Raw genomic sequence first — 25,132 nt, forward strand, 5'->3', positions numbered from 1 at the left:
AGGCAGGGCGGAGCCCTGCCGCGAAAGGACCGGCCATGGCCGTCGTCTCCACCCGCCAGCTGCTCGAATCGGGCGTGCACTTCGGGCACCAGACCCGTCGTTGGAACCCCAAGATGAAGCGGTTCATCTTCACCGAGCGCAACGGCATCTACATCATCGACCTCCAGCTCTCGCTGAGCTACATCGACAAGGCGTACCACTTCGTCAAGTCCACCGTGGCGCGCGGCGGCCAGGTGCTCTTCGTCGGCACCAAGAAGCAGGCCCAGGAGGCCATCGCCGAGCAGGCCACGCGCGTGGGCATGCCCTACGTGAACCAGCGCTGGCTGGGCGGAATGCTCACCAACTTCCACACGGTCACCAAGCGCATCCAGCGCCTGAAGGAGCTGGAGGGCATGGACTTCGCCGACGTTCCCGGCTCCGGGCTCACGAAGAAGGAGCTCCTGCAGCTCGAGCGCGAGAAGATCAAGCTGGACAAGACCCTCGGCGGCATCCGCGACATGGCCAAGACCCCGCAGGCGGTCTGGATCGTGGACACCAAGAAGGAGCACCTCGCCGTCGACGAGGCACGCAAGCTGCACATCCCTGTGGTGGGCATCCTGGACACCAACTGCGATCCCGATGAGGTGGACTACGCGGTGCCGGGCAACGACGACGCCATCCGTTCCGTGGCGCTGCTGACCCGCATCATCGCCGACGCTGTCGCCGAGGGCCTCATCGAGCGCTCCGCCGGCCGCAGTGGCGAGCAGGTCGCCGCCGAGCCGATGCCTGACTGGGAGCTGGAGCTCCTCGGCGCCGAGGCCACCCCGGCCGAGGCCCCGGTCGCCGAGGCCGAGGTCGCCGCCCCCGCGGTGGAGGAAGCCCCCGCAGCCGAGGCCGCCCCGGCCGTTGAGGCTGAGGTCGCCCCCGCCGTCGAGGCCGAGGCCACCGCCGTCGACGCCGAGGCACCCGCCTCGGACGACGACACCACCGCCGCCAACTGATCCACACTAACAAGACGGGAAACACCACTCATGGCAATTGCTGCCGCTGACGTGAAGAAGCTCCGCGACGCCACCGGCGCGGGGATGATGGACGCGAAGAGGGCCCTCACCGAGGCCGAGGGTGACTTCGAGAAGGCCATTGAGCTGCTGCGCATCTCAGGCCTGGCCAAGGCCGCCAAGCGGGCAGACCGCGAGGCCACCAACGGCATCGTCGCCGGCCGCGACGGGGCACTCATCCAGTTCGCCTCCGAGACCGACTTCGTCGCCAAGAACGCCGAGTTCGTGGCCCTCGCCGACGAGATCCTCTCCGCCGTCCTCACTTCCGGTGCCACGGACGTCGCCTCCACCAACGAGGCCGTCCTGGCGTCCGGCGCCAAGGTGCTGGACGCGGTCCAGGAGCTGGGTGCCAAGATCGGAGAGAACCTCTCCGTGGTCAACACGGCCAACTTCGACGGCGCCACCCACCTTTACCTGCACCGCCGCGCCGCGGACCTGCCCCCGCAGGTCGGCGTCCTCGTCGAGTACAAGGGCGACGAGGCGCTCGCGCACCAGGTGACGATGCAGATCGCCGCCATGTCGCCCCAGTGGGTCACCCGCGACGAGGTGCCGGCGGACGTCGTCGAGAACGAGCGACGGATCGCCGAGGCCACCGCCAAGGAGGAGGGCAAGCCCGAGGGCGCCCTCCCGCGGATCGTCGAGGGTCGCGTCGGCGGCTTCTTCAAGGACGTCGTCCTGGTTGACCAGGCCGCAGTCTGGGAGGACAAGAAGTCCGTCGGTGACGCGCTCAAGGCCGGCAACACCGAGATCGTGCGCTTCGTGCGGTTCGCCGTCGGCTCCTGACCCAGGACAAGCAGCCCGCTGCACAGTGAAGTAGAGTGACGTGCGCCGCGACCCGCTCGGGTCGCGGCGCACGCGCATGAGGCGACCCAGCCAGAACGAGGAGGCCCAGTGGCTTATCGACGAGTCCTTCTGAAGCTGTCGGGGGAGGTGTTCGGCGGCGGAAAGCTCGGCGTGGATCCCATCGTGGTGGCCAACATCGCCGAGCAGATCGCCGAGGTGGTTCGATCCGGCACCCAGGTCGCGGTGGTCGTCGGCGGAGGCAACTACTTCCGCGGCGCCGAGTTGTCGCAGAACGGGATGGCGCGGGACCGGGCCGACTACATGGGCATGCTCGGCACTGTGATGAACAGCATCGCCCTGCAGGACTTCTGCGAGAAGGCCGGCATCGAGACCCGCGTCCAGTCGGCGATCAACATGGCTCAGGTGGCGGAGCCCTACATTCCACGGCGCGCCGAGCGACACCTCGAGAAGGGGCGCCTGGTCATCTTCGGCGCCGGTTCCGGCATGCCCTACTTCTCCACCGACACCGTAGCGGCCCAGCGGGCCCTCGAGATCGGGGCCGAGGTGCTGCTGATGGGCAAGCAGGGCGTCGACGGCGTCTACAACAAGGACCCCAAGACCCACCCCGAAGCCACCAAGTTCGATCGCCTGTCCTACGACCAGTTCCTCCTGGAGGACCTGAAGGTCGCTGACGCCACGGCCATTTCGCTGGCGCGCGACAACAACCTCAGTATCGTCTTCTTCAACCTCTCCACACCGGGCAACATCGGGCGAGTCGTCGCCGGCGAGCCGATCGGCACCCTGGTCTCGCGCTAGCCACCCCAGTCACCTCAGGAGCACTTTCATGATCGCCGAAACCCAGAACGACGCCTCCACCAAGATGCAGCACGCCGTGGACCACACCCGCGAGGACATGTCCACCATCCGAACGGGGCGGGCGCATCCCGCGATGTTCAACAGGATCACCGCGGACTACTACGGCGCGCCCACGCCCCTGCAGCAGCTGGCCAGCTTCACCTCGCCCGACCCGCGCTCCATGGTGATCACCCCGTTCGACAGGAGCGCCATCGGTGCCATCGAGCGCGCCATCCGCGACGCGGATCTCGGTGTCAATCCCAGTAACGACGGCAACTCGGTGCGCATCCTCGTGCCCCAGCTGACCGAGGAGCGTCGCCGCGAGTACATCAAGATGGCCAAGGCCAAGGCCGAGGACGGCCGCATCGCGGTGCGCAACGTCCGTCGGCACGCCATGGACCACCTGAAGAAGGCCCAGAAGGACGGCGAGATCACCGAGGATGACCTGGCGCGTGCCGAGAAGGCGCTCGACGCCAGCACGAAGAAGTTCGTGGAGAGCATCGACGAGCTGTTCAAGCACAAGGAAGCTGAGCTGCTCGAGGTCTGATGACCACCAGCGACAACCAGACCCGCACCCCGAAGGCCGGCCGGGACCTCCCGGTGGCCATCGGGGTGGGCGTCGCGTTGTTCGTGTCCTTCGCCGTGGGACTCATCTGGTTCCCCTGGCTGTTCATCGGCCTGGTCGCCGTGGGGTTGAGTGCCGCGGCCGTCGAGGTGCATCGTGCGCTCCTGAGGAAGGGGATGCGTGCCGAGATCCTGCCCATCGTGGCGGGCACCGCGCTCAGCGTGATCGGTGGCTACCTCGCGGCCGTCACGGATATGCGGGTCACCCCGACGTCGTTCGTCATCATCTGCCTGGGCGCCACCACCATCGTCGCGCTGGCGTCGCGGCTTTTCCGCGGCGCCGAGGGCTTCGTCCTCGACGTCGCGGCCAGCGCCCTGGTGATCGCCTACATCCCGTTGCTCGGCATGTTCGTGCCGCTCCTGATGGCGGCGCCCGACGGCCAGCTCCGGATCCTCACCGTCATCGCGTGCGTCGTCGCCTCCGATACGGGCGCCTACGCCGTGGGCTCGCTGATCGGACGGCACAAGCTCGCCCCGCACATCAGCCCGGGCAAGACGTGGGAGGGCCTGGCCGGCGGTGTCGCGGTGACCACCGCCGTGGCCGTCCTGGCCGCTGTGTCCCTCCTCGGAGCGCCGTGGTGGGTCGGTCTCCCGCTCGGAATACTGGTGAGTCTTGCAGCCACCACCGGTGATCTCGTCGAGTCCCTGCTCAAGCGCGACGCCGGAATCAAGGACATGTCCAACTTTCTCCCCGGCCACGGGGGTGTCATGGATCGCCTGGACTCGATGCTCGTGGCCGTTCCCGTCGGCTGGCTCGTCCTCCATCTCGCCCTCGGCGGCTGACCTCTCTCCATCGAAAAGGTGACCAATGTCCGGAACACAGCTGCCCATCGTCTTCGATGCGCCCGCCAGGGGTAAGGCCCCCAAGCACTGGCTGGATCTGAGCGTCGACGAGCGGATCGACGCCACCCAGAGGCTCGGCCTGCCCAAGTTCCGTGCCAATCAGATCTCTCGGCACCTCTTCGACAGGCTCGAAGACAGCGTCGCCGGGTTCTCCGACATTCCGGCCTCCATCCGCGACGACCTGGGGGAGCAGCTGTTCCCGCGCCTGCTCGATCAGGTGACCCAGCGCACCGCGGACCGCGGCACCACCATCAAGACCCTCTGGCGCCTGCACGACGGCTCCCTCCTCGAGTCCGTGCTCATGCGCTACCCAGGCCGCTCCACACTGTGCATCTCGTCGCAGGCCGGCTGCGGGATGGCCTGCCCGTTCTGCGCCACCGGCCAGGGAGGCCTGCAGCGCAACCTGAGCCAGGCGGAGATCACAGTCCAGGCACTGGCGGCCAACCAGATGCTCGCATCCGGCGTGGTGCCCGGTGCGTCGGGACGCCTCAACAACATCGTGTTCATGGGCATGGGGGAGCCGCTGGCCAACTACAAGGCGGTGCTGGGTTCCATCCGCACCCTCCTCGCACCCAGCCCGGACGGATTCGGGATGAGCGCGCGCGGCATCACGGTCTCCACCGTCGGCCTGGTCCCGAAGATCCAGCAGTTGACCACCGAAGGGCTGCCCCTCACCTTGGCAGTGTCCCTGCACGCCCCGGACGACGAGCTGCGTGACGAGATCGTGCCCATCAACACCAGGTGGAAGGTGGGCGAGGTGGTGGACGCCGCGTGGGAGTACGCGCGCACCACGAAGCGACGGGTGTCGATCGAGTACGCGCTGATGCGCGACATCAACGATTCCGTGGCACGGGCGGACCTGCTGGCGACGCTTCTGAAGAAGCGCGGCGACTGGGGCTGGGTGCACGTCAACCTCATCCCCCTCAACCCCACGCCGGGCTCGAAGTGGACGGCCTCCCGCAAGGAGGACGAGCGTGCCTTCATGCAGACCTTGGAGCGACGGGGCGTCCCCGTCACCCTCCGCGACACCCGCGGCTCCGAGATCGACGGCGCCTGCGGCCAGCTGGCCGCCTCCGTATCCCAGTAACTCATTGTCCGGATGGGGGACCCGCCCTCGACGCAGCCGGGCGGGTGGCTACTATCGTCCCGCTGAACTCAATCCGAAGGAGTATCGATGGAGCAACAACTGGAGGGCGTCTTCCAGAGTGTCGTGGCCCGCAACCCGGGGGAGGCCGAGTTCCACCAGGCCGTCCGCGAGGTCTTCGAGAGCCTCGAGCCCGTCATCAAGCGGCACCCCGAATACCTCGACTCCAAGATCCTCCAGCGCATCTGTGAGCCGGAGCGCCAGATCATCTTCCGCGTCCCGTGGATGGATGACATGGGCGAGGTGCACGTCAACCGCGGCTTCCGCGTGGAGTTCAACTCCGCCCTCGGACCCTACAAGGGGGGCCTCCGCTTCCACCCGAGCGTCTACCTCGGCGTGATCAAGTTCCTGGGGTTTGAGCAGATCTTCAAGAACTCGCTCACCGGGCTGCCGATCGGCGGCGGCAAGGGCGGCTCTGACTTCGACCCGCGCGGCAGGACCGACGCTGAGGTCATGCGCTTCTGCCAGTCCTTCATGACCGAGCTGTACCGCCACCTGGGCGAGTACACCGACGTCCCCGCCGGAGACATCGGCGTCGGCGGTCGCGAGATCGGCTACATGTTCGGCCAGTACAAGCGCATCACCAACCGTTACGAGTCGGGCGTCCTGACCGGCAAGGGCATCGCCTGGGGCGGGTCGCTCGTGCGCACCGAGGCCACCGGCTACGGCACCGTGGTCTTCGCCGACGAGATGCTCAAGACACGCGGTGAATCGTTCGACGGCAAGAAGGTCAGCGTCTCCGGCTCCGGCAACGTGGCCATCTACGCCATCGAGAAGGTCCACCAGCTCGGCGGCACGGTGATCACGTTCTCCGATTCGACGGGCTACGTCATCGACGAGGCGGGCGTTGACCTTGACCTGCTCAAGCAGATCAAGGAGGTCGAGCGCGGCCGCGTCAGCGACTACGCCGAGCGCCGCTCCTCCGCGAGCTATCACTCCAACGGCAGTTCCATCTGGGACGTGCCCGTGGATGTCGCCCTGCCGTCGGCCACGCAGAACGAGCTGAACGGCGACCACGCCGCCACGCTCGTCCGCAACGGCGTCATCGCCGTCGCTGAGGGCGCCAACATGCCCACCACCCCCGAGGGCATCAAGGTGTTCCAGGAGGCGAAAATCCTCTACGGTCCGGGCAAGGCGGCCAACGCCGGAGGCGTGGCCACCTCGGCGCTGGAGATGCAGCAGAACGCCTCTCGCGACTCCTGGAGCTTCGAGTACACCGAGGAGCGCCTGACTGCGATCATGCGCAACATCCACGACCTGTGTGCCGAGACGGCCGAATCCTACGGTTCGCCCGGAGACTATGTCGTGGGCGCCAACATCGCGGGCTTCGAGAGGGTCGCCTCGGCGATGCAGGCCTTCGGTCTGGTCTAGGGAACCACTGATCAATGCTGTTCTCGGTGAGGACGTGCCGGGCGGGATGAGATGGTGCCACTACATCTGGTGCGTGTACCTGACGTCCATATCCAGATGGAGGGGTGGCAGATCGCCCGAGCCGGTGCGCCGCAGCCAGGACATGATTGATCAGTGGTTCCCCAGTCACGGCTCGCCCCACAGGGTGCGGTAGCGCCGGATCCGTTCAGGGTCCGGCGCTTCGCCGTACCCGGCCCAGAACGCGTCTTCGTGGCCGGGGCCGAAGTTCCACTCCAGCGACCATGACGCGATGGCGAGATCAGCCCAGCGGTCCGCCACGCCCAGGTCGCCGACGTCGACGATGCCTACGAACCTTCCGTCGTCGGCGACCAGCGTGTTCGGGGCGCACGGGTCGCCGTGAGCCACCACCAGCACATCGACGTCGTCCTGCACACCGATCCAGTCGGCCGGACCGAAGGGGCAGTCGCTCGGATCAAGGCTGTGCAGCATCGCCAGCCCCTCCCCGATGGCGGCCGCCGCACGGTCGGGGTGTGCCTGCCCACGCGCGTCCACCGCGGAGTGACCGGGCAGCCCCATGGTGACGATCAACCAGCCGTCGTCGAGTTCTTCGTATTCCACCATCCGGGGGGACGGGAACCGGCTGGCCAACCACGAGAGCCGCTCGGCCTCCGGGAGGAGGTCGTGAGGGCTCCACTTGGCGAACAAGGGGGTGGTGTCAGGACCGACGACGCGGGCGGTGAGCCCGCCGAGCTCGTTGAGCCAGACCAACTCGTCGACGCGGCGCCGGTTCTGCGCGGCCCATCGGGTGATGGCGAACGGGACCGGGGTTCCGGCGGGGGGAGGGGTGGCAAGGGGCATGGGACGATCTTGGCACGACATCGCCGCCGGATCTCAGCCGACGGCGGGCGCATAGACTTACCTGGTGCGCACCATCGCCCTGCTGGGCTCCACCGGATCCATCGGCACCCAGACCCTGGAGGTGATCTCCAGCAGGAGGGACCAGTTCCGGGTGCTGGCGCTCTCGGCCTCGGGAGGCAATCTGGAGCTGCTCGCACGCCAGATCATCGAGTTCGAGCCGGAGACCGTGGGGCTGGCCAGGGCCAGCGCCGCCCAGGAGCTCCAACGTGCGCTGTATGCCGAGGCGGACCGTCGCGGATGGAGCACCGGCCAGTACCAGCTGCCGAAGCTGCTGCTCGGCCCAGAGTCCTCCACGCAGCTCGCCGGGGCGGGCGTCGACGTCGTGGTCAACGCCATCACCGGGGCGGCCGGTCTCGGCCCCACGCTCGCGGCGCTGGCCGCGGGAAGCACGCTGGCGCTGGCCAACAAGGAGTCGCTGGTGATCGGCGGCAGGTTGGTCGTGCAGGCCGCTGCCCCAGGCCAGATCGTCGCTGTGGATTCCGAGCACTCGGCGTTCGCCCAGGCGCTGAGAGCCGGACGGGCAGACGAGGTGCGCCGGCTGATCCTCACCGCCTCCGGCGGCCCGTTCCGAGGCTGGAACCAGGAGCAGATCGCTGAGGTCACTCCGGAGCAGGCGATGGCGCACCCCACCTGGAACATGGGACGGGTGATCACCATCAACTCCGCCACCCTGGTCAACAAGGGCCTCGAGCTGATCGAGGCCGCGCTGCTGTACGGCGTCGGCTTCGACGACATCGTCGTCACCGTGCACCCGCAGTCCATCGTGCACTCGATGGTGGAGTTCCACGACGGTTCCACGATCGCCCAGGCGTCGCCGCCGGACATGCGCCTGCCCATCGGTATCGCGCTGACCTGGCCGGAGCGGCTCGCTGACGCCGCCGCCCCGTGCGACTGGACCAGCGCGGCCACCTGGACGTTCGAGCCCCTGGACCATGAGACCTTTCCCGCCGTCGAGCTCGCTCGCAGGGCCGGCAAGGCGGCCGGTACCGCACCCGCCGTGTACAACGCCGCCAACGAGGCGTGCGTCGACGCCTTCTGCGCAGGGACCATCGGTTTCCCGGACATCACCAGGATCGTGGCCGCGTGCGTCGAGGAGCACCTGCAGACCGGACACGTGGGCGACGACGCGCTCACGGTGCCGGCGGTCCTCGCCGCGGACCGGTGGGGGCGCACCAGGGCGTCCGAGCTGGCGGTCGCGCGATGACCGCCGTGCTCACGGTCCTGTTCGCCATCCTCTTCTTCGCCCTCATCATGGCCTCGATCGCTCTCCACGAGGTGGGGCACCTGGTGCCCGCCAAGCTGTTCGGGGTCCGGGTCAGCAAGTACTTCGTCGGGTTCGGCAAGACGCTGTGGTCCACCACCCGGGGCGAGACGGAGTACGGCATCAAGGCCATCCCGCTCGGCGGCTACGTGCGGTTGATGGGCATGTACCCGCCCCGGCGTCCCTCAGCCAAGCCGGGTGGGTGGCTGACCCGGATGGCTGATGAGGCCCGCGCCGTCGAGTACGAGGACATCACCGCGGCTGACAAGGGCAGGTTGCTCTACGAGAAGAAGACCTGGCAGAAGATCGTGGTGATGCTGGGCGGGCCACTGATGAACATCCTGATCGCCTTCGCCATCTTCCTCGGGATCAACCTGGCCTACGGGGTCCCGACGGCAACCCTGACGGTGGCCTCGGTCTCCGAATGCGCCGTCCCGGTGGACCGCGCGGACCGCACCTGCCGCCCCGGTGACCCGGAGACCCCCGCTGTCCTGGCCGGGGTGCAGCCGGGCGACATCCTGCTCGCGTTCAACGGCGCCGAGCTCACCGGCTGGGAGCAGATGGGCGACCTGATCCGGGACAACCGCGACGGCGCGGCGCGCGTCGTCGTCGAGCGCGATGGCCAACGGATCGAGCTGCCAGAGGTCCGCACCGTCCTGAATTTCGTGCCTGACCGGTTGGACCCCTCCCGCACCGTCGAGGCCGGGTTCCTGGGGGTGAGCCCAACCATCGAGCAGCGGCGTGGAGGTGTGGCGGCGACAGCCGCCCAGATGTGGACCATGACGAAACAGTCGGTCGTCGCACTCGCCAGCTTCCCCGTGCGGGTCTACAACGTTGCGGCTGACCTGGTGACCGGGCAGCCGCGTGACCTCAACTCGCCTCTGTCGATCGTGGGCGCCTCCCGCGTGGCAGGGGAGATCGGTGCCAGCGACGAGCTCGAGGTGGCGGACAAGGCGGCCACCTGGCTGTCGCTGCTGGGATCTGTGAACCTGTTCGTCGCGCTGCTCAATCTCGTGCCGCTGCTGCCACTCGACGGCGGCCACGTGGCCGCGGCTATCTGGGAGTGGCTCCGCAGGCACACAGCCCGCCTGATGGGCCGGCCGGACCCCGGCCACACGGACACGGCCAAGGGCCTACCCGTCACCTACCTCGTCGGCGGTTTCCTCCTGCTCGGCGGCGTGGTGCTGATCCTTGCAGACATCATCTCGCCGATCCAGATCCTCTAGGAGGGGTGCGGTGATCCGGACCGCATCGCCGTGCGACCAGCGGTGTGCGCGATGCGGGTAGGCTGTGCGCCATGCCCGTGAACCTCGGTATGCCCCCCGCGCCGGCCCCCGTTCTCACCCCCCGCCGCAAGACCCGGCAGATCAAGGTGGGCAAGGTCATGGTTGGCGGCGACGCGCCGATCAGCGTCCAGTCGATGACCACCACAAAAACCACGGACATCAACGCCACGCTCCAGCAGATCGCGGAGCTGACGGCCACGGGATGCGACATCGTCCGCGTCGCGGTGCCCAGCCAGGACGACGCCGAGGCGCTGCCCATCATCGCGATGAAGTCGCAGATCCCCGTCATCGCCGACATCCACTTCCAGCCGCGCTACGTGTTCGCGGCCATCGACGCGGGGTGCGCCGCGGTGCGCGTGAACCCGGGCAACATCAAGCAGTTCGACGACAAGGTCGCGGAGATCGCGAAGGCGGCGGCTGACTCCGGGGTGTCACTGCGGATCGGCGTCAACGCGGGCTCGCTCGACAGGCGCCTGCTCGCCAAGCATGGTGCACCCACCGCGGAGGCGCTGGTCGAGTCGGCGCTGTGGGAGGCCTCGCTGTTCGAGGACGTCGGCTTCCACGACTTCAAGATCTCGGTCAAGCACAACGACCCGGTGGTGATGGTGCGCGCCTACGAGATGCTGTCGGAGAAGTGCGACTACCCGTTGCACCTCGGCGTCACGGAGGCCGGGCCGGCTTTCCAGGGCACCATCAAGTCGTCGGTCGCGTTCGGGGCGTTGCTCAGCCGCGGCATCGGCGACACCATCCGCGTCTCGCTGTCCGCCCCTCCGGCGGAAGAGGTCAAGGTGGGCCTCAAGATCCTCGAGTCGCTCAACCTCAAGCCCCGCAAGCTCGATATCGTGTCGTGCCCGTCCTGCGGCCGGGCCCAGGTGGATGTGTACACGCTCGCCGAGCAGGTGACCAAGGGGCTCGAGGGCATGCAGGCGCCGCTGCGCGTGGCGGTCATGGGCTGTGTCGTCAACGGCCCGGGCGAGGCCCGCGAGGCGGACCTGGGTGTGGCCTCGGGTAACGGCAAGGGCCAGATCTTCGTCAAGGGCGAGGTGATCAAGACGGTACCTGAGGACGAAATCGTCGAGACCCTGATCATCGAGGCGCAGCGCCTGGCCGCAGAGATGGGCGAGGTGGGCGCGCCGAGCGTCTCCGTCTCCTAAGCTGTCGCCCATGGCTTCCCGGGTGCGCGCGTTGGGCAGCGCCGACCGGGATGAGGCCCTGGAGTTCCTCGCCCGGAGCCCGGTGGAGAACCTGTTCCTCGCCTCCAAGGTGGCCACCTACGGGATAGACCGCCGTCGCCTCGGAACTGTCTACGCCTATCAGCGCGGCGGAGAGGTCTCAGCCCTCTTGCTGGACGGCGGCACCGTCTTCGTCGCCGGCTTCGATCCCGGGGCCCTGCCCGCGTTCGTGGGGCAGCTCGGCCCGGTGCGTCGCTGCACCTCCATTCTGGGTCCGGCCATCTCGGTGCTCGGGCTCCACCTCGGCCTGACCGAGCGCTGGCGTGGTTCGTGGGGCCCCGTCGCCAACATCAGGGCGCGCCAACCCCTCATGCTGCTGGATGCCGACCCGCAGGTTGCCGCGGATGAGCGGGTCCGGAAGCTGACCGTCGACGACTACGCCAGCTATCTCGACGCCTCGGTCCACATGTACACCGACGAGATCGGCAGCTCGCCGTTCAAGTACGGATCCGGTTATGAGCGTTTCGTGAGGCAGCGCCTCGTCGAGGGAGACGCCTACGGCATCGTCGACGAGCGTGGCAAGGTGATCTTCAAGGCGGACCTCGGCCCCAAGCTGGGGGGACAGGCGCAACTCCAGGGGGTGTGGGTGGACCCGGCGCTGCGCGGGCAGGGGCTGAGCGTTCCCGCCCTCTCCGGCATGCTCCACCTGGCGATGCGCCGCTTCCCCCGGATCAGCCTCTACGTCAACGACTTCAACACCCCCGCGATCAGGGCGTACGAGCGGTTGGGGTTCGTCGAGGTGGGGGCACTGGCCACGGTCCACTTCTAGGGATCCACTGATCAATGCTGTTCTCGGTGAGGACGTGCCGGGCGGGAAGAGATGGCGCCACTACATCTGGTGCGTGTACTCGACGTCCATATCCAGATGGAGGGGTGGCAGATCGCCCGATCCGGTGCGCCGCAGCCGGGACATGATTGGTCAGTGGTTCCCCAGGGCCATGGTCTAGGCTGACCCCCGGTCCACCCCGAGAAAGGCGCCACCCATGCTCACTCGCCTGTCGAGCCTGTTCGTCCGCACCCTCCGCGACGACCCAGCCGACGCAGAGGTGCCCAGCCACCGCTGGCTGGTGCGCGCCGGCTACATCCGCCGGGCCGCCCCCGGGGTGTACTCCTGGCTGCCGCTGGGCCTGAAGGTGCTGCAGAAGGTGGAGGCCGTCGTCCGGGAGGAGATGGACGCCATCGGCGCCCAGGAGGTCCGCTTCCCGGCGCTGCTGCCCCGTGAGCCCTATGAGCTCACCGGCCGCTGGTCTGACTACGGCGACAACCTGTTCCGGCTGCAGGACCGCAAGGGCGCGGATCTGTTGCTCGGCCCCACGCATGAGGAGATGTTCACCCTCATGGTCAAGGACCTCTACAGCTCCTACAAGGACCTGCCGTTGTCGCTGTACCAGATCCAGACCAAGTACCGCGACGAGGCCCGCCCGCGGGCCGGCCTGCTCCGGGGTCGCGAGTTCATCATGAAGGACTCCTACTCCTTCGATGTCGACGACGCCGGCCTCGAGGCGAGCTACCTCCGGCACCGCGACGCCTACCAGCGGATCTTCGAGCGCCTCGGCCTCGAATTCGTCATCGTCTCCGCCATGGCGGGCGCCATGGGCGGCTCACGCTCGGAGGAATTCCTGGCAGTGGCCGACAACGGCGAGGACACCTTCGTCCGCTCGCCCGCCGGCTACGCGGCCAACGTGGAGGCCGTGCGGTTCGCCGCTCCCGCGCCGCTGCCGGTCGAGGACGCACCCGCCATGGCGCCGATCGACACCCCGGACGCCGGATCGATCGCCGCCGTTGTCGACATCCTCAACCGCGACCGTCCCGATCGCTCCTGGACCGGTGCCGACACGCTCAAGAACATCCTGTTCCGGGTCACTGACGCCGACGGGTCCACGCGCGCGCTCGCCGTCGGGCTCCCCGGGGATCGGGAGGTGGACCTCAAGCGGTTGGCCGCAGCCCTCGAGCCGTCCGTCGCCGAGCCCTTCGGCGCCGAGGACTTCGCGAAGTTCCCAGACCTGGTGGTGGGCTACATCTCCCCGGTGTCGCTGGACGGGACCCGGGTGCTCGGCAAGGATTCGGCCACCGGCATCGAGTACCTCGTGGACCCCCGGGTGGTGGAGGGCACGTTCTGGGCCACCGGCGCCAACCTCAAGGACACGCACCTGGTGGGCGTCACCGCGGGCCGCGACTTCGTGGCCGATGGGGTCCTGGACGTGGCGGAGGTCCGAGAGGGCGATCCCGCGCCGGACGGCTCCGGGCCGCTGACCCTGGCCAGGGGAATCGAGATGGGCCACATCTTCCAGCTCGGGCGCAAGTACGCCGACGCGCTGGGTCTGAAGGTCCTGGATTCCAACGGGAAGCTGGTCACGGTCACGATGGGCTCCTACGGCGTGGGCGTCTCGCGAGCCGTGGCCGCGGTGGCAGAGACCACCTGCGACGACAAGGGCCTCTGCTGGCCGCTGGCGCTGGCGCCGTTCCAGGTACAGGTGGTGGCCACAGGCAAGGATGCGGCGGTGTTCGCCGAGGCCGAGCGGATCGCGGGAGAGCTGTCGGGCCGCGGGGTCGACGTCCTCCTCGATGACCGCAAGGCAAGCCCGGGCGTGAAGTTCGCCGACGCCGAGATCATGGGGATGCCCATCATCGTCGTGGTGGGTCGCGGACTGGCCGACGGTGTGGTGGAGCTGCGCGACCGGCGAACCGGCGGGCGGCAGGAGCTGCCCGTGGCCGAGATCGTTGCCCAGGTTCTGCTGGCAGCCGGGCGCTGAGCCTCAGACCCAGCCTGGCCAGTGGGGGAGGGGCCGGCCCATGGCCCCCACGGAATCGGCGGCCCCGACCATGAGCTCCAGCCAACGCTCACGGCCCGGCCCTCCCGCTGCCACCAGCCGGCCGAGGCCCTCCAGGAGCCCCAGCTCCAGCGCCCCCCATCCCGCCCGGATCTCCTCGCTGGTGGTCATCGCCGTGGGCAGCTCGAACGTCGCGGGCTGCACAGGTGCGACCGCCGGGAGCGCGTCGCGCAGCTCGTTGCGCAACTCCTTCGCGGTGGCCAGCCGGGCTGTTCCGAGGTCGCGCAGGGGGTCGTCGCCGTCGAGTCGGCCGATCCCCACGCCGAGCCCGTAGATCAGCGCCCAGGAGTGGCTGAGGGCGATGGGGAGCGAGGCGGCCACGGTGGTGCCCTGAAAGTGACGCGGCTCCGCCTCGCCTTCGACGGGTGCTGCCCCCACCGTCGTCAATCCGCGGGACGTGCACGCCGCGGAGGCGTACAGCAGCCTGAGCGGCTGGGCCTGTGCGGCCAGCGCGGCGCGGCGCAGCGAGGTCTCCGCCGCCGTCGACGCCGCCGCCAGCGACTCCTCAAGCCCCGCGGGCGGTGGGGTCTCGGGGGAGTGCGGTGGCAGGTCGAAGACGGGCTCTCCCCCCGCCACCGGGTCAGCTGCCCGCAGGCGGTCCAGCACGGCGCCCAGAGCGGTTACGGCGGCGTCGGCCCAGGCGGGATAACTCGTCGGGGCGCCCTCGGCGGAACGACCCGCCTCGATGGCGGCAACCAGCCCCGCCACCGCGGCGGTGGCCTCAGCGGCCTCGGCGGTCTGGCTGGGGGTCGGATCCGGCTCGGGCGCAGGGAGCGACGGCTGGGAAATGGTGGGGTCCAGGCCGCAGCCCGCAACGAGCAGGGCCGCCAGGACCGCGCGCCTGCCACATCTCATGGACTTCAGCCTATCGGTATGCTTGGTCTTCACAATTAGGCCAACAACCGGATATGGAGCCGAAGATGCAGGAGAACACGCTCGCGTCGGTCATTGAACCGATCCTCGCGGAGCACGGACTCGAGCTCGACAGCATGGAGGTCACACCTCTCGGCAAGCGCTCCGTACTACGGATCAGCGTCGACGGCGACGGGCCGCTGGGTCGGGGACCGCTGCTCGACGACATCGCCCGCGCAGCCTCGTCCATCTCGGCGGCGCTCGACGAGAGCGACGCCGTGGGCACACGTCCCTACACCCTCGAGGTGAGCTCGCGTGGCGTCAGCACCCCCCTCACCGCCGCCAAGCACTACCGCAGAAACACCGGCCGGCTCGTCAAGCTGTGGCTGGCGGAGGGGGACACCACCGGCCGGATCGTCGACGTCACCGAGGAGGGGGTCACTCTGGACGTCGAGGGGACGCACCGCACCGTCGCGCTCAGCGACATCAGGAAGGCCGTCGTCCAGGTGGAGCTCAACCGCTCCCTGGCCGACGATGACGGAGAGGAAGCATGATGGACGTCGATCTGGCAGCGCTGCGCGCAATCGAGCGGGACAAGGAGATCTCCGAGGACTACCTCATCAAGACCCTTGAAGACGCACTGCTCAACGCGTACAACAAGACCCCGCACGCCCTGCGCGGGGTCAAGGTCGAGGTCAACCGCAAGACCGGCAAGGTGAGTGTGCTCGCCCCCGAGTTCGACGACGACGACAAGATCATCGGCTACTTCGACGACACGCCTGATGACTTCGGCCGGATCGCGGCGGCCACTGCTCGTCAGGTGATCTTCCAGCGGCTCAGGGAGGCCGAGGATGATCAGAAGTACGGCCACTTCGCCGGCACCGAGGGCGACATCGTGGTGGGCACCATCCAGCAGGACCGCGACACCAGGGCGGTGCGGGTGGACCTCGGTTCGCTCGAGGCGATGATGCCGCTGGCCGAGCAGGTTCCGGGGGAGGACTACTCGCACGGCCGTCGGCTCAGGGTCTACGTGGTGGCGGTCCGCCGTGAACTGCGCGGTCCCCAGGTGATCGTGTCGCGCACGCACCCCAACCTGGTCAAGAAGCTCTTCGCCATGGAGGTGCCCGAGCTCGGGCAGGGGATGGTGGAGATCATGGAGATCGCGCGCGAGGCCGGGCACCGGACCAAGATCGCGGTGCGCTCGAACCACCCGGATGTCTCCGCCAAGGGCGCCTTCATCGGACCCATGGGACAACGCGTCCGCGCCGTGACCAACGAGTTGGGGGAGGAGAAGATCGACATCGTCGACTACTCCGAGGACCCGGCGAAGTTTGTCGCGGCGGCCCTGTCGCCGGCCAAGGTCCTGTCGGTGACGGTGATGGATCTCCAGGCGCGCGCCTGCCGCGCGATCGTTCCCGATTACCAGCTCTCGCTGGCCATCGGGCGCGAGGGGCAGAACGCGCGGTTGGCCGCCCGCCTCACCGGGTGGCGAATCGACATTCAGCCCGATACCGCACCGGGGGCGTAACATGTCCCAACGATGCCTGTTCACCGCCCGTTTGGTTCCCGTTTACTCAAGCCCCGCCACAAGTGGGGCCGCCTCGTCGTGCTCCTGCTGCCCGTCGCGCTCATGGGGGTGTGGCTGAAGTTCGCGCGCACCGGCGCGTACTTCCCGGACGCCGACCTCGGCGAGGTGGCCGCCCGCGTGTGGTCCGATGTGGCCTTCGGGTCCGCATGGGTGCTCCTGTGGGGGGTGCTGTCGGCGGTCGGCCCAGGGTGGTTGCGTACCATCGCGTTCTATCTGGCCCACGCCGCCACGCTGGTGCTGGGGCTCTTCCTGGTGGTCAGCCACAGCTATGTGATGACGACTGGCAACCCGCTCACCTGGATGCAGATCGAGTACGCGTGGCGCGGCGGGGGAGAGCTGCACGGTCTCCTGGAATCCCAGATCACCCCCGGCATGATCGCCCTGGCCGTCGGGGTGCTGGTGAACACCCTCGTCGCGCCCCTGCTGCTGGGGCCCCTGGTCTCGCGGGCCCTGAGGAAGCCCTCGCGGCTGGTGCGTCGGCTCGTGGTGGTGGCAGTGGCCGCTCTGTTGCTGGCCGCCTCGGCCTGGAGCGCGCCCACCGTCTCGGCCGCCTTCGCGCTCGCGCCGCCCGTTCAGCTCGTCGTCGCCCCGATCCGTGAGGCGGACGCCTATCCGGAGCCGGCCAGTGCGGTCGCCGTCGCTCAGGCTGTCGGTGAGACCCGGTTGGTGCCCCGGCCCGATGCCTCCGGGCGCAACCTCGTGGTGATCACCCTCGAGTCGCAGCGCGCCACCTCGACGCTGCCTCCCACGAGCCAACCCGTGACCCCTGTCCTCGATGCGCTTGCGGAGTCCAGCCTCACGCCGTCGCGCGGCTACTCGCTCCTTCCGCACACCTCGAAGGCCCTCACAGCCGTCCACTGCGGGGTCGCCGCACCTCCTGACCACGACAACACCGAGGCCGAGGCAGGCAGCATGCCGATGCCGTGCCTGGCCGAACTGCTGGGGGACCAGGGCTACGAGACCGCGTTCCTCCAGTCGGCCACCGAACACTTCGAGCGCAGGCGCGGGACGGTGGACAACCTCGGCTTCGATTTCTTCCGCTCCGTGGACAGCATGCCGAAGGTCGGCTTCGGGAAGGCCAACTACTTCGGCTACGAAGACGACATCATGCTCGGACCCGCTCGTGACTGGCTGGCCACCACCGACGGCGAGCCGTTCATGCTCGGCATGCTGACAGTCACGGGGCACCACGACTACGTGCTCGAGGGCCACGAGCCGATCGACTTCGTGGAGGATCCGCTCCTCAACTCGTACCTCAACGGCATCCACTACCAGGATGCCTTCGTCGGCCGCGTGATCGACATGTTCAAGGAGCTCGGACTCTACGAGGACACCGTCTTCGTGGTGACAGGCGATCATGGCGAGGGCTTCGGCGAGCACCGCGTCTTCCAGCACGACAACACGATCTACGACGAGGGCGTCAGGATCCCCTTCCTGGTGCACGACCCCCAGCGGGAGGGAGAGCAGCTGGGGCAGCCGGCGAACCAGCTGGCAGTCCTGCCCACCGCCGTCGACGCTCTCGGCTTCGACCTGGTCTCCGGGCACGCGTATCAGCCGTCGCTCTACAGCGGAGAGCCCCAAGGTCCGTTGGTGGCCACCTGCCTCGCGCGGGGGCGCTGCACGGCGGTCATCGACGGTGACCGCAAGCTCATCCACCACTTCGGAGACCGGCGCGACGAGGTCTTCGACCTCGCGGCGGACCCCTTCGAGCTCAACGACCTCGCCGCGACGGCGGATGAGGCGTGGATGGGCGAGCTCCGCGACGTCGCGCTGGCGTGGTACGTCGACACCGAGGCGATGTACGAGGCACACCGCGCCGGACAGTAGCCCACTACTGAGAGAATCTCAGGTTATTTTTGGTTTTCTCTCAACTTCCGGGTTAGCCTGATAGCACACTGCTGAAACTTGAGGAGTTCGTGTTGAAGGCGAAGAAGTTCTGGATCCCCGTGGCGGCCGGCGGCTGCGCGCTCGCGCTCGTGACCGCGGCGGGAGTCGCGACAGCCCTGCACAAGAACGACGTCACCCTCGTCGTCGACGGCGTCTCTCGCACCATTGCGGTGCGTGAGGACACAGTCGCCGAGGTGCTGCAGCTGGAGAACATCGAGCTGGGCCGGCATGATGTGGTCCTGCCCGGGCCGGACACCGAGGTCGACGACGACATGGAGATCAGCGTCGCCTTCGGCCGCGAGCTTGAAGTGACGGTCGACGGCGAGAAGCGGACCGTCTGGACCACCGCCCGCACCGTTGGCGAGGCGCTGTCGATGCTCAACCTGGGCGCCGCCGACTCGAAGCTCTCCACGTCCCGTTCCACCACGATCTCCCGCCAGGGGCTGACGATGGAGCTGGCCACCGCCAAGGACGTCACGCTGACGGTGGCGGGGACGCCCGCCCAGCTGACCGTGGCCGGTACTGTCGCGGATGCGCTGGCCCAGGCCGGCGTCAAGCCGGATTCCGACGACAAGGTGACCCCCGCGGCCGGCACCGTTCTGGAGGACGGACTAGCCATCACCGTGGTCGCTGTTGAGGTCAAGCAGGCCACCAAAGAGGTGGCGGTGCCCTTCGAGAAGACCTCGGTGAAGTCCGCGGACCTGGCCAAGGGAACCAGCAAGATCACCACCAAGGGAGTCAACGGCCTCGCCAGCGAGACCTACACCGAGGTGTATGAGGACGGCACACTGGTCAGCTCCGCCCTCGACGAGCGGGTGGTCACCCGTAAGCCCGTGACGCAGGTCACCACGGTGGGCACCAAGGTGTCCGCCCCTGCCACCTCGTCCACGTCATCCTCGTCCACGTCCTCCTCGACGTCGTCATCCGGCGGTGCCATCAACCTCGCCCGTGCGGACATGTGGGACCGGATCGCCCAGTGCGAGTCGGGCGGCCGCTGGGACATCAACACGGGCAACGGCTACTACGGGGGCCTGCAGTTCAACCTTGCCACCTGGCGCTCGGTCAACGGCCAGGACTTCGCGTCCTACCCCCACCAGGCCAGCCGCGCGGAGCAGATCACCGTGGCGAACCGCCTCTACGCGATCCGCGGCACCCAGCCGTGGAGCTGCGCCTGACACCCTGCGCCTCGGCGCACAGACAAGACCCGGTGGCCTGAGCCACCGGGTCTTGTCTGTGTCGATCAGCGGCCCCGGTGCCCACCGCCGCGGGTGGAGACGATGCCGGCGTCGATCGCCTTCTGCACTGTGTCCGCTTCGGCCTGGGTCAGCTTCCCGTCCGTGACAGCCTGGTCCAGGATCGCAGTGTCGGCCTCTGCCCGCTCGGCTGTGCGGGCGGCCTGGATCTCGTCGAGGGCGGCCTGCACCCTCGATTCGTCGATGCCGAGTTCGCCCGCGAGCGCGCTCACGTACGCAGCCTGCCGCTCCGTCCGCGCCGCCTCGCGTTCCTCGTCGGTGGCATCCGTTGAGGGTTGGACGAACTCCAGGCCCTCGCGGGCCGCATCCATCGCGTCCTCGAGCGCGTCCTCCTCCACGCCGAGCTTCTCGGCGAGGGTGGCCGCGTCGGCACCGGGCATTCCGCGGTCGCCGTGGCGGCCCTTGCCCTCGCGTGATCCGAGGGGGGCCGAGGAGTCCTCGCTGGCCGATGCCGACGCGCTCGGGGTGGGGGTGGTGGTGTCGGCGGTGGCGATCTGTGAGACGCCGAAGCCCAGGCCCGCGGCCATGGCGGCGGCGGAAATGCCGGCGATCAGTTTGTTCTGCATGTGTCCTCCTGATGGTGAGTAGATCTCGGGCCTGATGCCCGATGGATCAACCTTCCCGCCGCCCCCTGTCAGGACGCTGTGCGGTGCCTGGGGTGTTGCTGGCAATGTGGCCGTAGGCTTGGGTCCGATGACTCCCCAACGCACCTGCATCGGCTGCCGAGGCCGTGACGATCAGGACCGGCTCCTTCGGCTCGTCCGACGAGGCGACCTCGCCGTCGACGGCACCCGACCGCGCCTCCCGGGACGCGGAGCCTACGTTCACGCCGGCTGCCTGGAACTGGCGATCCGCCGCCGGGCGGTCCGGAGGGCCTTCGGTGCAGCCGTCGAGCTGGACCCGGCTGCGCACTGGCCTGCGGCTTGACACTCTGGCTGGATCAAGCCTCTTCGGGAGGATATGATGTCCAGCGGCCCACGTCTTTGTCGTGGCCGCATCGTTCCACGCCCGACAGGGCGACAACCAGAAGGTGGGCTCACGCTCATGACCACTCGATGAGAACCCAACGATGATTCAGCACAACTAAAGGTTCGCCCCTTGGAGGTCGGGCCGCAAAGGAGAGTAGTGGCAAAGCCTCGCGTCCACGAGATCGCCAAGGAAATCGGTAAGACAAGCAAAGACCTTCTGGCCTGGCTGGGAGAGAACGGCGAGTACGTTCGCGGACCGTCCTCCACGCTGGAGGCACCAGTCGTGCGCCGCATCCGGGAAGCGCTGGGTAGCGCGCCCGCCCCCGCCGACCCGACGACCGCTCCGAAGCCCGCCCCGGCTCCGGCCGCGCGCCCGAAGCCCGCCCCGGCTGCGTCGGACGCCACGCCCGCCGCCGCCACCCCGTCAGCTCCCGTGGCCCCGGCAGCCCCCGCGCCCGCCCCGTCCACGGATGCCCCGCGCCCCGCGGCACCAAGGCCCACCCCGGCACCGGCACCCATCCCGCCGGCGCCCACCCCAGCACCCGCGCCGGCCCCTGGCCCTCGGCCGACGACGCCCCCCGCGGCGCCCGTGACTCCGGCGCCCCAGGCGGCCCGCCCGGCTACGCCGGCCCCGCAGCGGCCTGCCGCCCCCGGACAGCGTCCCGGACCCGGCTCGTCAGCCCCCCGCCCAGGCGTCCCTGGTCCCAGGCCCGGAGCCCCCACACCAGGGGCCGGTTCCCGCAAGCCGGGCGCCCCTCGGCCCGGTAACAACCCGTTCGCTCCCGCCCAGGGGATGGGCACGCAGCAGCGTCGTCGCCCCGACGCGCCCGGCGCCCGCCCAGGCGCTCCAGGTGCCCGCCCAGGCGCACCTGCCGGTGCCGGTGACCGGATGCCGCGTCCCGGCGGCACCGGAGGGGTGCCGGGCATGCCCCGCCCCAACCCGGCGATGATGCCCAAGACATCCAACACCCAGCTCGGCGCCCCCGCCGCCCGTGGCGGTCGGCCCGCTGGGCCTGGCGGCCCCGGCCGTGGTCGCCCCGGTGGTGGCCGTCCGGGTGGGCCCGGCGGCGCCGGTGGAGCCGGCGGTCCCGGCATGGGCGGCGGCATGGGTGCCCCGGCTGGAGGCGGTCGCGGTGGCGGTCGCGGCCGTACCGGCGGTACGCAGGGAGCCTTCGGTCGCGGTGGCGCGGCCGGTCGCCGTGGACGCAAGTCGAAGAAGCAGCGTAGGCAAGAGTTCGACCAGATGGAGGCGCCGGCGATCGGCGGCGTGCGTCTGCGCAAGGGCGACGGAGCCACCGTGCGCCTGCGCCGCGGCGCATCCCTGACGGACCTCGCCGAGAAGATCGGCGTCGAGCCCGCGTCGCTGGTGCAGGTGCTGTTCCACCTCGGTGAGATGGTCACGGCCACCCAGTCCGTGGCAGACGACACCCTCGAGGTGTTGGGTGCCGAGCTCGATTACCGAATCGAGGTCGTCTCGCCCGAGGACGAGGATCGCGAGCTGTTGGAGAGCTTCGATCTGGAGTTCGGCGAGAACATCGGCGACGAGGACGACCTTGAAGCCCGTCCCCCCGTCGTCACGGTGATGGGTCACGTGGACCACGGCAAGACCAAGCTGCTGGACGCCCTGCGTGACACCAACATCGTGGCCAAGGAGGCCGGCGGCATCACGCAGGCCATCGGCGCCTACCAGGTGGTCACCGAGGTGGACGGCAACGTCCGTCCCATCACGTTCATCGACACCCCGGGCCACGAGGCGTTCACCGCCATGCGTGCCCGCGGCGCGAAGTCCACCGACATCGCCGTGCTGGTGGTGGCGGCGGATGACGGCGTGATGCCCCAGACCATCGAGGCGCTCAACCACGCTTTGGCGGCGAACGTGCCGATCGTGGTGGCGGTCAACAAGGTCGACAAGGAGGCGGCGGATCCCACGCGGGTTCGCGGGCAGCTCTCCGAGTACGGCCTCGTGCCGGAGGAGTACGGCGGCGACACCCAGTTCGTTGACGTCTCCGCCATCACGCACCAGGGTCTGGACGAACTCCTCGAGGCCATCGTCCTGACCGCGGATGCCGCTCTGGACCTGCGTGCCAACCCGGACATGCCCGCCCAGGGTGTGGCCATCGAGGCGCACCTGGACAAGGGCCGTGGTCCCGTGGCGACGGTGCTGGTGCACCGTGGCACGCTGCGGATCGGCGACTCGATCGTGGCCGGTTCGGCTCACGGGCGTGTCCGCGCCCTGATCAACGATCAGGGCGAGATCATGGACTCCGCCCCGCCGTCGATGCCCGTTCAGGTACTCGGACTCACGTCCGTGCCCGGGGCTGGTGACAACGTCCTGGTCGTCGAGGACGATCGCATGGCGCGTCAGATCGCCGACAAGCGGGAGGCCCGCATGCGCGCCGCCCAGCAGGCCAAGACGAGCCGTCGCAAGACCCTCGACCAGCTGTTCGAGCAGCTGGAGAAGGGCGAGGCGCAGGAGCTGCTGCTCATCCTCAAGGGCGACGGCGCGGGCTCGGTCGAGGCGCTCGAGGATGCACTGTCCAAGATCGAGGTCAACGATGAGGTGTCGCTGCGTGTCATCGACCGCGGTGTCGGTGCCATCACCGAGACCAACGTTTCGCTGGCTGCGGCCTCGAAGGCTGTCATCATCGGCTTCAACGTGCGGCCCACGCCGCACGCGGCGCAGATGGCGGACCGCGAGAACGTGGATATGCGGTTCTACTCGGTCATCTACTCGGCCATCGACGAGATCGAGGCGGCGCTCAAGGGCATGCTCAAGCCGATCTTCGCCGAGGAAGTGCGTGGCCAGGCGGAGATCCGCGAGATCTTCCGCTCGTCCAAGTTCGGCAACATCGCAGGCTGCATGGTCACCGACGGCACCCTCCGTCGCAACGCCAGTGCACGCCTGCTGCGCGACGGGGTGGTGGTGGCCACCAGCACTATCGCTTCGCTGCGGCGCGAGAAGGACGATGCCACTGAGGTCCGCGAGGGCTTCGAGTGCGGTGTCACGCTCAACAACTACAACGACATCCGGATCGGAGACGTCATCGAGACGTTCGAGATGGTGGAGAAGGAGCGCTCCTGATGCCAGGTCCAAGAAACGCCAAGCTGGCGGACCAGATCAAGGTCATCCTCGCCACCACCATCGAGCGACGCGTCAAGGATCCCCGTCTGGGCTTCGTGACCCTCACGGAGGTGAGGCTGACCGGGGACAACCGCGACGCCACGGCCTTCTACACGGTGCTGGGTGACGACGAGGCGCGTGCCGCATCCGCGGCGGCGCTCGAGTCGGCCACCGGCATGCTCCGCTCCACCGTTGGGCAGCACCTGGGAATGAAGTTCACGCCCACGCTGTCCTTCGTGCTCGACGCCACCCCCGAGGTGGCGCGGCACATGGAGGACCTGTTGGCGGAGGTGCAGGCCAAGGATGCCGCGGCGGCTCAGGCCGCCGCCGGCAAGACCTTCGCCGGCGAGTCGGAGCCGTACCGGAAGCCGCGCGAGTCCGAGGAGGACGACGAGCAGTGACCCGGACCTCGGGGGTGGTGATCGTCGACAAGGAGTCGGGGGTCACCTCCCACCAGGTGGTGGGTCGGCTGCGCAGGCTCCTGGGCACGCGGAAGATCGGGCACGCAGGCACCCTGGATCCCATGGCCACGGGCGTGCTGATCCTCGGCGTCAACCGGGCCACCCGGATGCTCGGGCACCTGGCCCTGCACGACAAGCGCTACCTGGCCACCGTGCGGTTGGGGGAGTCCTCGGCCACCGACGACGCCGAGGGCGAGGTGGTGTTCGTGGCGGACGCCTCGGCCGTCACGGAGTGGGAGCTGGAAGGGGCGCTGATCCCCTTACGGGGGGACATTCTGCAGGTGCCCAGCAGCTATTCGGCCATCAAAGTCGACGGGAAGCGTTCCTACGCTCTGGCGCGGGCAGGGGAGGCCGTCGAGCTGAAGGCGCGCCCTGTGACGGTGGCCCGGCTCGACGTGCTGGCCGTACGCGTCGACGGGGCACGCCTCGACGTGGACCTGGATATCGAATGCTCCTCGGGCACCTACATCCGGGCGATCGCCCGCGACCTCGGGGCCTCCCTCGGGGTGGGTGGTCACCTCACAGCTCTGAGGCGCACCCGTATCGGGCACTACGCGCTGGAGAACGCAGTCGTCCTCTCCGACGAGCCGCCGGAGCTGATGTCGATGGCGGACGCGGCGCGCCTCAGCTTCCCCGTCGTGGACCTCACCGACGACGAGGCGCGCGACGTCGGCTACGGTCGCCCCCTGGCCCGCCCCGTCCCGGGCTCACCCACCGGGATGCTCTCACCCTCCGGGGAACTCCTCGCCCTGTATGAACCGGCCGACGGCGGTGCGAGACCGCTTGCGGTGCTGGTCGGAGCATGACAGATTGAGCA

23 protein-coding genes are annotated in these 25,132 nt (G+C 68.9%); 20 read left to right on the forward strand and 3 right to left on the reverse strand.

What is annotated here, in order from left to right; genetic code table 11:
* The first annotated feature begins 35 nt into the window (after positions 1–35).
* The 7 genes from rpsB to gdhA all read left to right on the forward strand — a co-directional run bounded on the left by rpsB (position 36) and on the right by gdhA (position 6,657).
* Positions 36–980 (forward strand): 30S ribosomal protein S2, encoded by a 945-nt coding sequence (gene rpsB, locus ACX1D1_RS08125; protein WP_459054255.1) that lies wholly within the window; start codon positions 36–38, stop codon positions 978–980.
* A gap of 30 nt (positions 981–1,010) precedes the next feature.
* Positions 1,011–1,820, forward strand: a complete 810-nt coding sequence (gene tsf / locus ACX1D1_RS08130; protein ID WP_459054256.1) for a translation elongation factor Ts — start codon at positions 1,011–1,013, stop codon at positions 1,818–1,820.
* 108 nt (positions 1,821–1,928) lie between these two features.
* Positions 1,929–2,636: a UMP kinase gene (gene pyrH, locus ACX1D1_RS08135; protein WP_459054257.1), complete on the forward strand. Its 708-nt coding sequence runs from the start codon at positions 1,929–1,931 to the stop codon at positions 2,634–2,636.
* A 31-nt stretch (positions 2,637–2,667) separates the two neighbouring features.
* Complete coding sequence (gene frr / locus ACX1D1_RS08140) at positions 2,668–3,222, forward strand: ribosome recycling factor (RefSeq protein ID WP_459056559.1); 555 nt, start codon at positions 2,668–2,670, stop codon at positions 3,220–3,222.
* Positions 3,222–4,082, forward strand: coding sequence for a phosphatidate cytidylyltransferase (locus ACX1D1_RS08145; protein WP_459054258.1), 861 nt, complete (start codon positions 3,222–3,224; stop codon positions 4,080–4,082). The genes frr and ACX1D1_RS08145 overlap by 1 nt, the downstream gene beginning before the upstream one ends.
* Positions 4,083–4,107: 25 nt before the next feature.
* Positions 4,108–5,229 (forward strand): dual-specificity RNA methyltransferase RlmN, encoded by a 1,122-nt coding sequence (rlmN, locus tag ACX1D1_RS08150; RefSeq protein ID WP_459054259.1) that lies wholly within the window; start codon positions 4,108–4,110, stop codon positions 5,227–5,229.
* 87 nt (positions 5,230–5,316) lie between these two features.
* On the forward strand, positions 5,317–6,657 hold the full coding sequence (gdhA, locus tag ACX1D1_RS08155) for an NADP-specific glutamate dehydrogenase (RefSeq protein ID WP_459054260.1): 1,341 nt from the start codon (positions 5,317–5,319) through the stop codon (positions 6,655–6,657).
* 165 nt (positions 6,658–6,822) lie between these two features.
* Here the strand turns inward: gdhA and ACX1D1_RS08160 are convergent, their stop codons facing one another.
* The gene (locus ACX1D1_RS08160) at positions 6,823–7,515 is read right to left on the reverse strand and encodes a phosphotransferase (protein WP_459054261.1); all 693 of its coding nucleotides are present in this window, start codon (positions 7,513–7,515) and stop codon (positions 6,823–6,825) included.
* Between the two features lie 64 nt (positions 7,516–7,579).
* On the opposite strand from ACX1D1_RS08160, the gene dxr reads away from it, so the two are divergent.
* From dxr to ACX1D1_RS08185, 5 genes are all read left to right on the forward strand, one after another.
* A complete protein-coding gene (gene dxr, locus ACX1D1_RS08165; RefSeq protein ID WP_182783014.1) occupies positions 7,580–8,779 on the forward strand; it encodes a 1-deoxy-D-xylulose-5-phosphate reductoisomerase in 1,200 nt (399 codons plus the stop codon).
* A complete protein-coding gene (locus tag ACX1D1_RS08170; RefSeq protein WP_182783013.1) occupies positions 8,776–10,062 on the forward strand; it encodes a M50 family metallopeptidase in 1,287 nt (428 codons plus the stop codon). The genes dxr and ACX1D1_RS08170 overlap by 4 nt, the downstream gene beginning before the upstream one ends.
* 71 nt (positions 10,063–10,133) lie before the next feature.
* On the forward strand, positions 10,134–11,276 hold the full coding sequence (ispG, locus tag ACX1D1_RS08175) for a flavodoxin-dependent (E)-4-hydroxy-3-methylbut-2-enyl-diphosphate synthase (RefSeq protein ID WP_182783012.1): 1,143 nt from the start codon (positions 10,134–10,136) through the stop codon (positions 11,274–11,276).
* 10 nt (positions 11,277–11,286) lie between these two features.
* Complete coding sequence (locus tag ACX1D1_RS08180) at positions 11,287–12,123, forward strand: GNAT family N-acetyltransferase (RefSeq protein ID WP_459054262.1); 837 nt, start codon at positions 11,287–11,289, stop codon at positions 12,121–12,123.
* 214 nt (positions 12,124–12,337) lie between these two features.
* The gene (locus ACX1D1_RS08185; protein ID WP_182783010.1) at positions 12,338–14,107 is read left to right on the forward strand and encodes a proline--tRNA ligase; all 1,770 of its coding nucleotides are present in this window, start codon (positions 12,338–12,340) and stop codon (positions 14,105–14,107) included.
* A gap of 3 nt (positions 14,108–14,110) precedes the next feature.
* Here the strand turns inward: ACX1D1_RS08185 and ACX1D1_RS08190 are convergent, their stop codons facing one another.
* Positions 14,111–15,040: a hypothetical protein gene (locus tag ACX1D1_RS08190; protein ID WP_459054263.1), complete on the reverse strand. Its 930-nt coding sequence runs from the start codon at positions 15,038–15,040 to the stop codon at positions 14,111–14,113.
* 65 nt (positions 15,041–15,105) lie between these two features.
* Between ACX1D1_RS08190 and rimP the strand changes: the two genes are divergently transcribed.
* The 4 genes from rimP to ACX1D1_RS08210 all read left to right on the forward strand — a co-directional run bounded on the left by rimP (position 15,106) and on the right by ACX1D1_RS08210 (position 19,687).
* The gene (rimP, locus tag ACX1D1_RS08195) at positions 15,106–15,591 is read left to right on the forward strand and encodes a ribosome maturation factor RimP (protein ID WP_182799599.1); all 486 of its coding nucleotides are present in this window, start codon (positions 15,106–15,108) and stop codon (positions 15,589–15,591) included.
* The gene (nusA, locus tag ACX1D1_RS08200; RefSeq protein WP_182783122.1) at positions 15,591–16,565 is read left to right on the forward strand and encodes a transcription termination factor NusA; all 975 of its coding nucleotides are present in this window, start codon (positions 15,591–15,593) and stop codon (positions 16,563–16,565) included. Before rimP ends, nusA begins: the two co-directional genes overlap by 1 nt.
* A gap of 12 nt (positions 16,566–16,577) precedes the next feature.
* The gene (locus ACX1D1_RS08205) at positions 16,578–18,452 is read left to right on the forward strand and encodes an LTA synthase family protein (RefSeq protein WP_182783007.1); all 1,875 of its coding nucleotides are present in this window, start codon (positions 16,578–16,580) and stop codon (positions 18,450–18,452) included.
* 92 nt (positions 18,453–18,544) lie between these two features.
* Complete coding sequence (locus ACX1D1_RS08210; protein WP_459054264.1) at positions 18,545–19,687, forward strand: resuscitation-promoting factor; 1,143 nt, start codon at positions 18,545–18,547, stop codon at positions 19,685–19,687.
* A 65-nt stretch (positions 19,688–19,752) separates the two neighbouring features.
* Here the strand turns inward: ACX1D1_RS08210 and ACX1D1_RS08215 are convergent, their stop codons facing one another.
* A complete protein-coding gene (locus ACX1D1_RS08215) occupies positions 19,753–20,331 on the reverse strand; it encodes a hypothetical protein (protein ID WP_459054265.1) in 579 nt (192 codons plus the stop codon).
* 127 nt (positions 20,332–20,458) lie between these two features.
* Here ACX1D1_RS08215 and ACX1D1_RS08220 point away from each other — a divergent pair, with 127 nt between their 5' ends.
* The 4 genes from ACX1D1_RS08220 to truB all read left to right on the forward strand — a co-directional run bounded on the left by ACX1D1_RS08220 (position 20,459) and on the right by truB (position 25,121).
* Positions 20,459–20,692, forward strand: coding sequence for a YlxR family protein (locus ACX1D1_RS08220; protein WP_182799601.1), 234 nt, complete (start codon positions 20,459–20,461; stop codon positions 20,690–20,692).
* Between the two features lie 198 nt (positions 20,693–20,890).
* Entirely contained in the window at positions 20,891–23,815 is a 2,925-nt protein-coding gene (gene infB, locus ACX1D1_RS08225) for a translation initiation factor IF-2 (protein WP_459054267.1), read from the forward strand.
* A complete protein-coding gene (gene rbfA / locus ACX1D1_RS08230; protein WP_459054268.1) occupies positions 23,815–24,255 on the forward strand; it encodes a 30S ribosome-binding factor RbfA in 441 nt (146 codons plus the stop codon). The genes infB and rbfA overlap by 1 nt, the downstream gene beginning before the upstream one ends.
* On the forward strand, positions 24,252–25,121 hold the full coding sequence (gene truB, locus ACX1D1_RS08235; protein ID WP_459054269.1) for a tRNA pseudouridine(55) synthase TruB: 870 nt from the start codon (positions 24,252–24,254) through the stop codon (positions 25,119–25,121). Before rbfA ends, truB begins: the two co-directional genes overlap by 4 nt.
* Positions 25,122–25,132: the final 11 nt, after the last annotated feature.

The sequence above is a fragment of the Tessaracoccus luoxuelianae genome (assembly GCF_054483915.1).

Bases quoted from the DNA above. Each gene is read 5' to 3' on its own strand.
- ACX1D1_RS08205 (WP_182783007.1), top strand. From the start codon at position 16,578: ATGCCTGTTCACCGCCCGTTTGGTTCCCGTTTACTCAAGCCCCGCCAC.
- ACX1D1_RS08185 (WP_182783010.1), top strand. From the start codon at position 12,338: ATGCTCACTCGCCTGTCGAGCCTGTTCGTCCGCACCCTCCGCGACGAC.
- ACX1D1_RS08160 (WP_459054261.1), bottom strand. From the start codon at position 7,515: ATGCCCCTTGCCACCCCTCCCCCCGCCGGAACCCCGGTCCCGTTCGCC.
- ACX1D1_RS08215 (WP_459054265.1), bottom strand. From the start codon at position 20,331: ATGCAGAACAAACTGATCGCCGGCATTTCCGCCGCCGCCATGGCCGCG.
- rlmN (WP_459054259.1), top strand. From the start codon at position 4,108: ATGTCCGGAACACAGCTGCCCATCGTCTTCGATGCGCCCGCCAGGGGT.
- ACX1D1_RS08220 (WP_182799601.1), top strand. From the start codon at position 20,459: ATGACTCCCCAACGCACCTGCATCGGCTGCCGAGGCCGTGACGATCAG.
- ispG (WP_182783012.1), top strand. From the start codon at position 10,134: ATGCCCGTGAACCTCGGTATGCCCCCCGCGCCGGCCCCCGTTCTCACC.
- rimP (WP_182799599.1), top strand. From the start codon at position 15,106: ATGCAGGAGAACACGCTCGCGTCGGTCATTGAACCGATCCTCGCGGAG.
- ACX1D1_RS08170 (WP_182783013.1), top strand. From the start codon at position 8,776: ATGACCGCCGTGCTCACGGTCCTGTTCGCCATCCTCTTCTTCGCCCTC.
- ACX1D1_RS08190 (WP_459054263.1), bottom strand. From the start codon at position 15,040: ATGAGATGTGGCAGGCGCGCGGTCCTGGCGGCCCTGCTCGTTGCGGGC.
- nusA (WP_182783122.1), top strand. From the start codon at position 15,591: ATGGACGTCGATCTGGCAGCGCTGCGCGCAATCGAGCGGGACAAGGAG.
- gdhA (WP_459054260.1), top strand. From the start codon at position 5,317: ATGGAGCAACAACTGGAGGGCGTCTTCCAGAGTGTCGTGGCCCGCAAC.
- ACX1D1_RS08145 (WP_459054258.1), top strand. From the start codon at position 3,222: ATGACCACCAGCGACAACCAGACCCGCACCCCGAAGGCCGGCCGGGAC.
- rbfA (WP_459054268.1), top strand. From the start codon at position 23,815: ATGCCAGGTCCAAGAAACGCCAAGCTGGCGGACCAGATCAAGGTCATC.
- rpsB (WP_459054255.1), top strand. From the start codon at position 36: ATGGCCGTCGTCTCCACCCGCCAGCTGCTCGAATCGGGCGTGCACTTC.
- tsf (WP_459054256.1), top strand. From the start codon at position 1,011: ATGGCAATTGCTGCCGCTGACGTGAAGAAGCTCCGCGACGCCACCGGC.
- ACX1D1_RS08180 (WP_459054262.1), top strand. From the start codon at position 11,287: ATGGCTTCCCGGGTGCGCGCGTTGGGCAGCGCCGACCGGGATGAGGCC.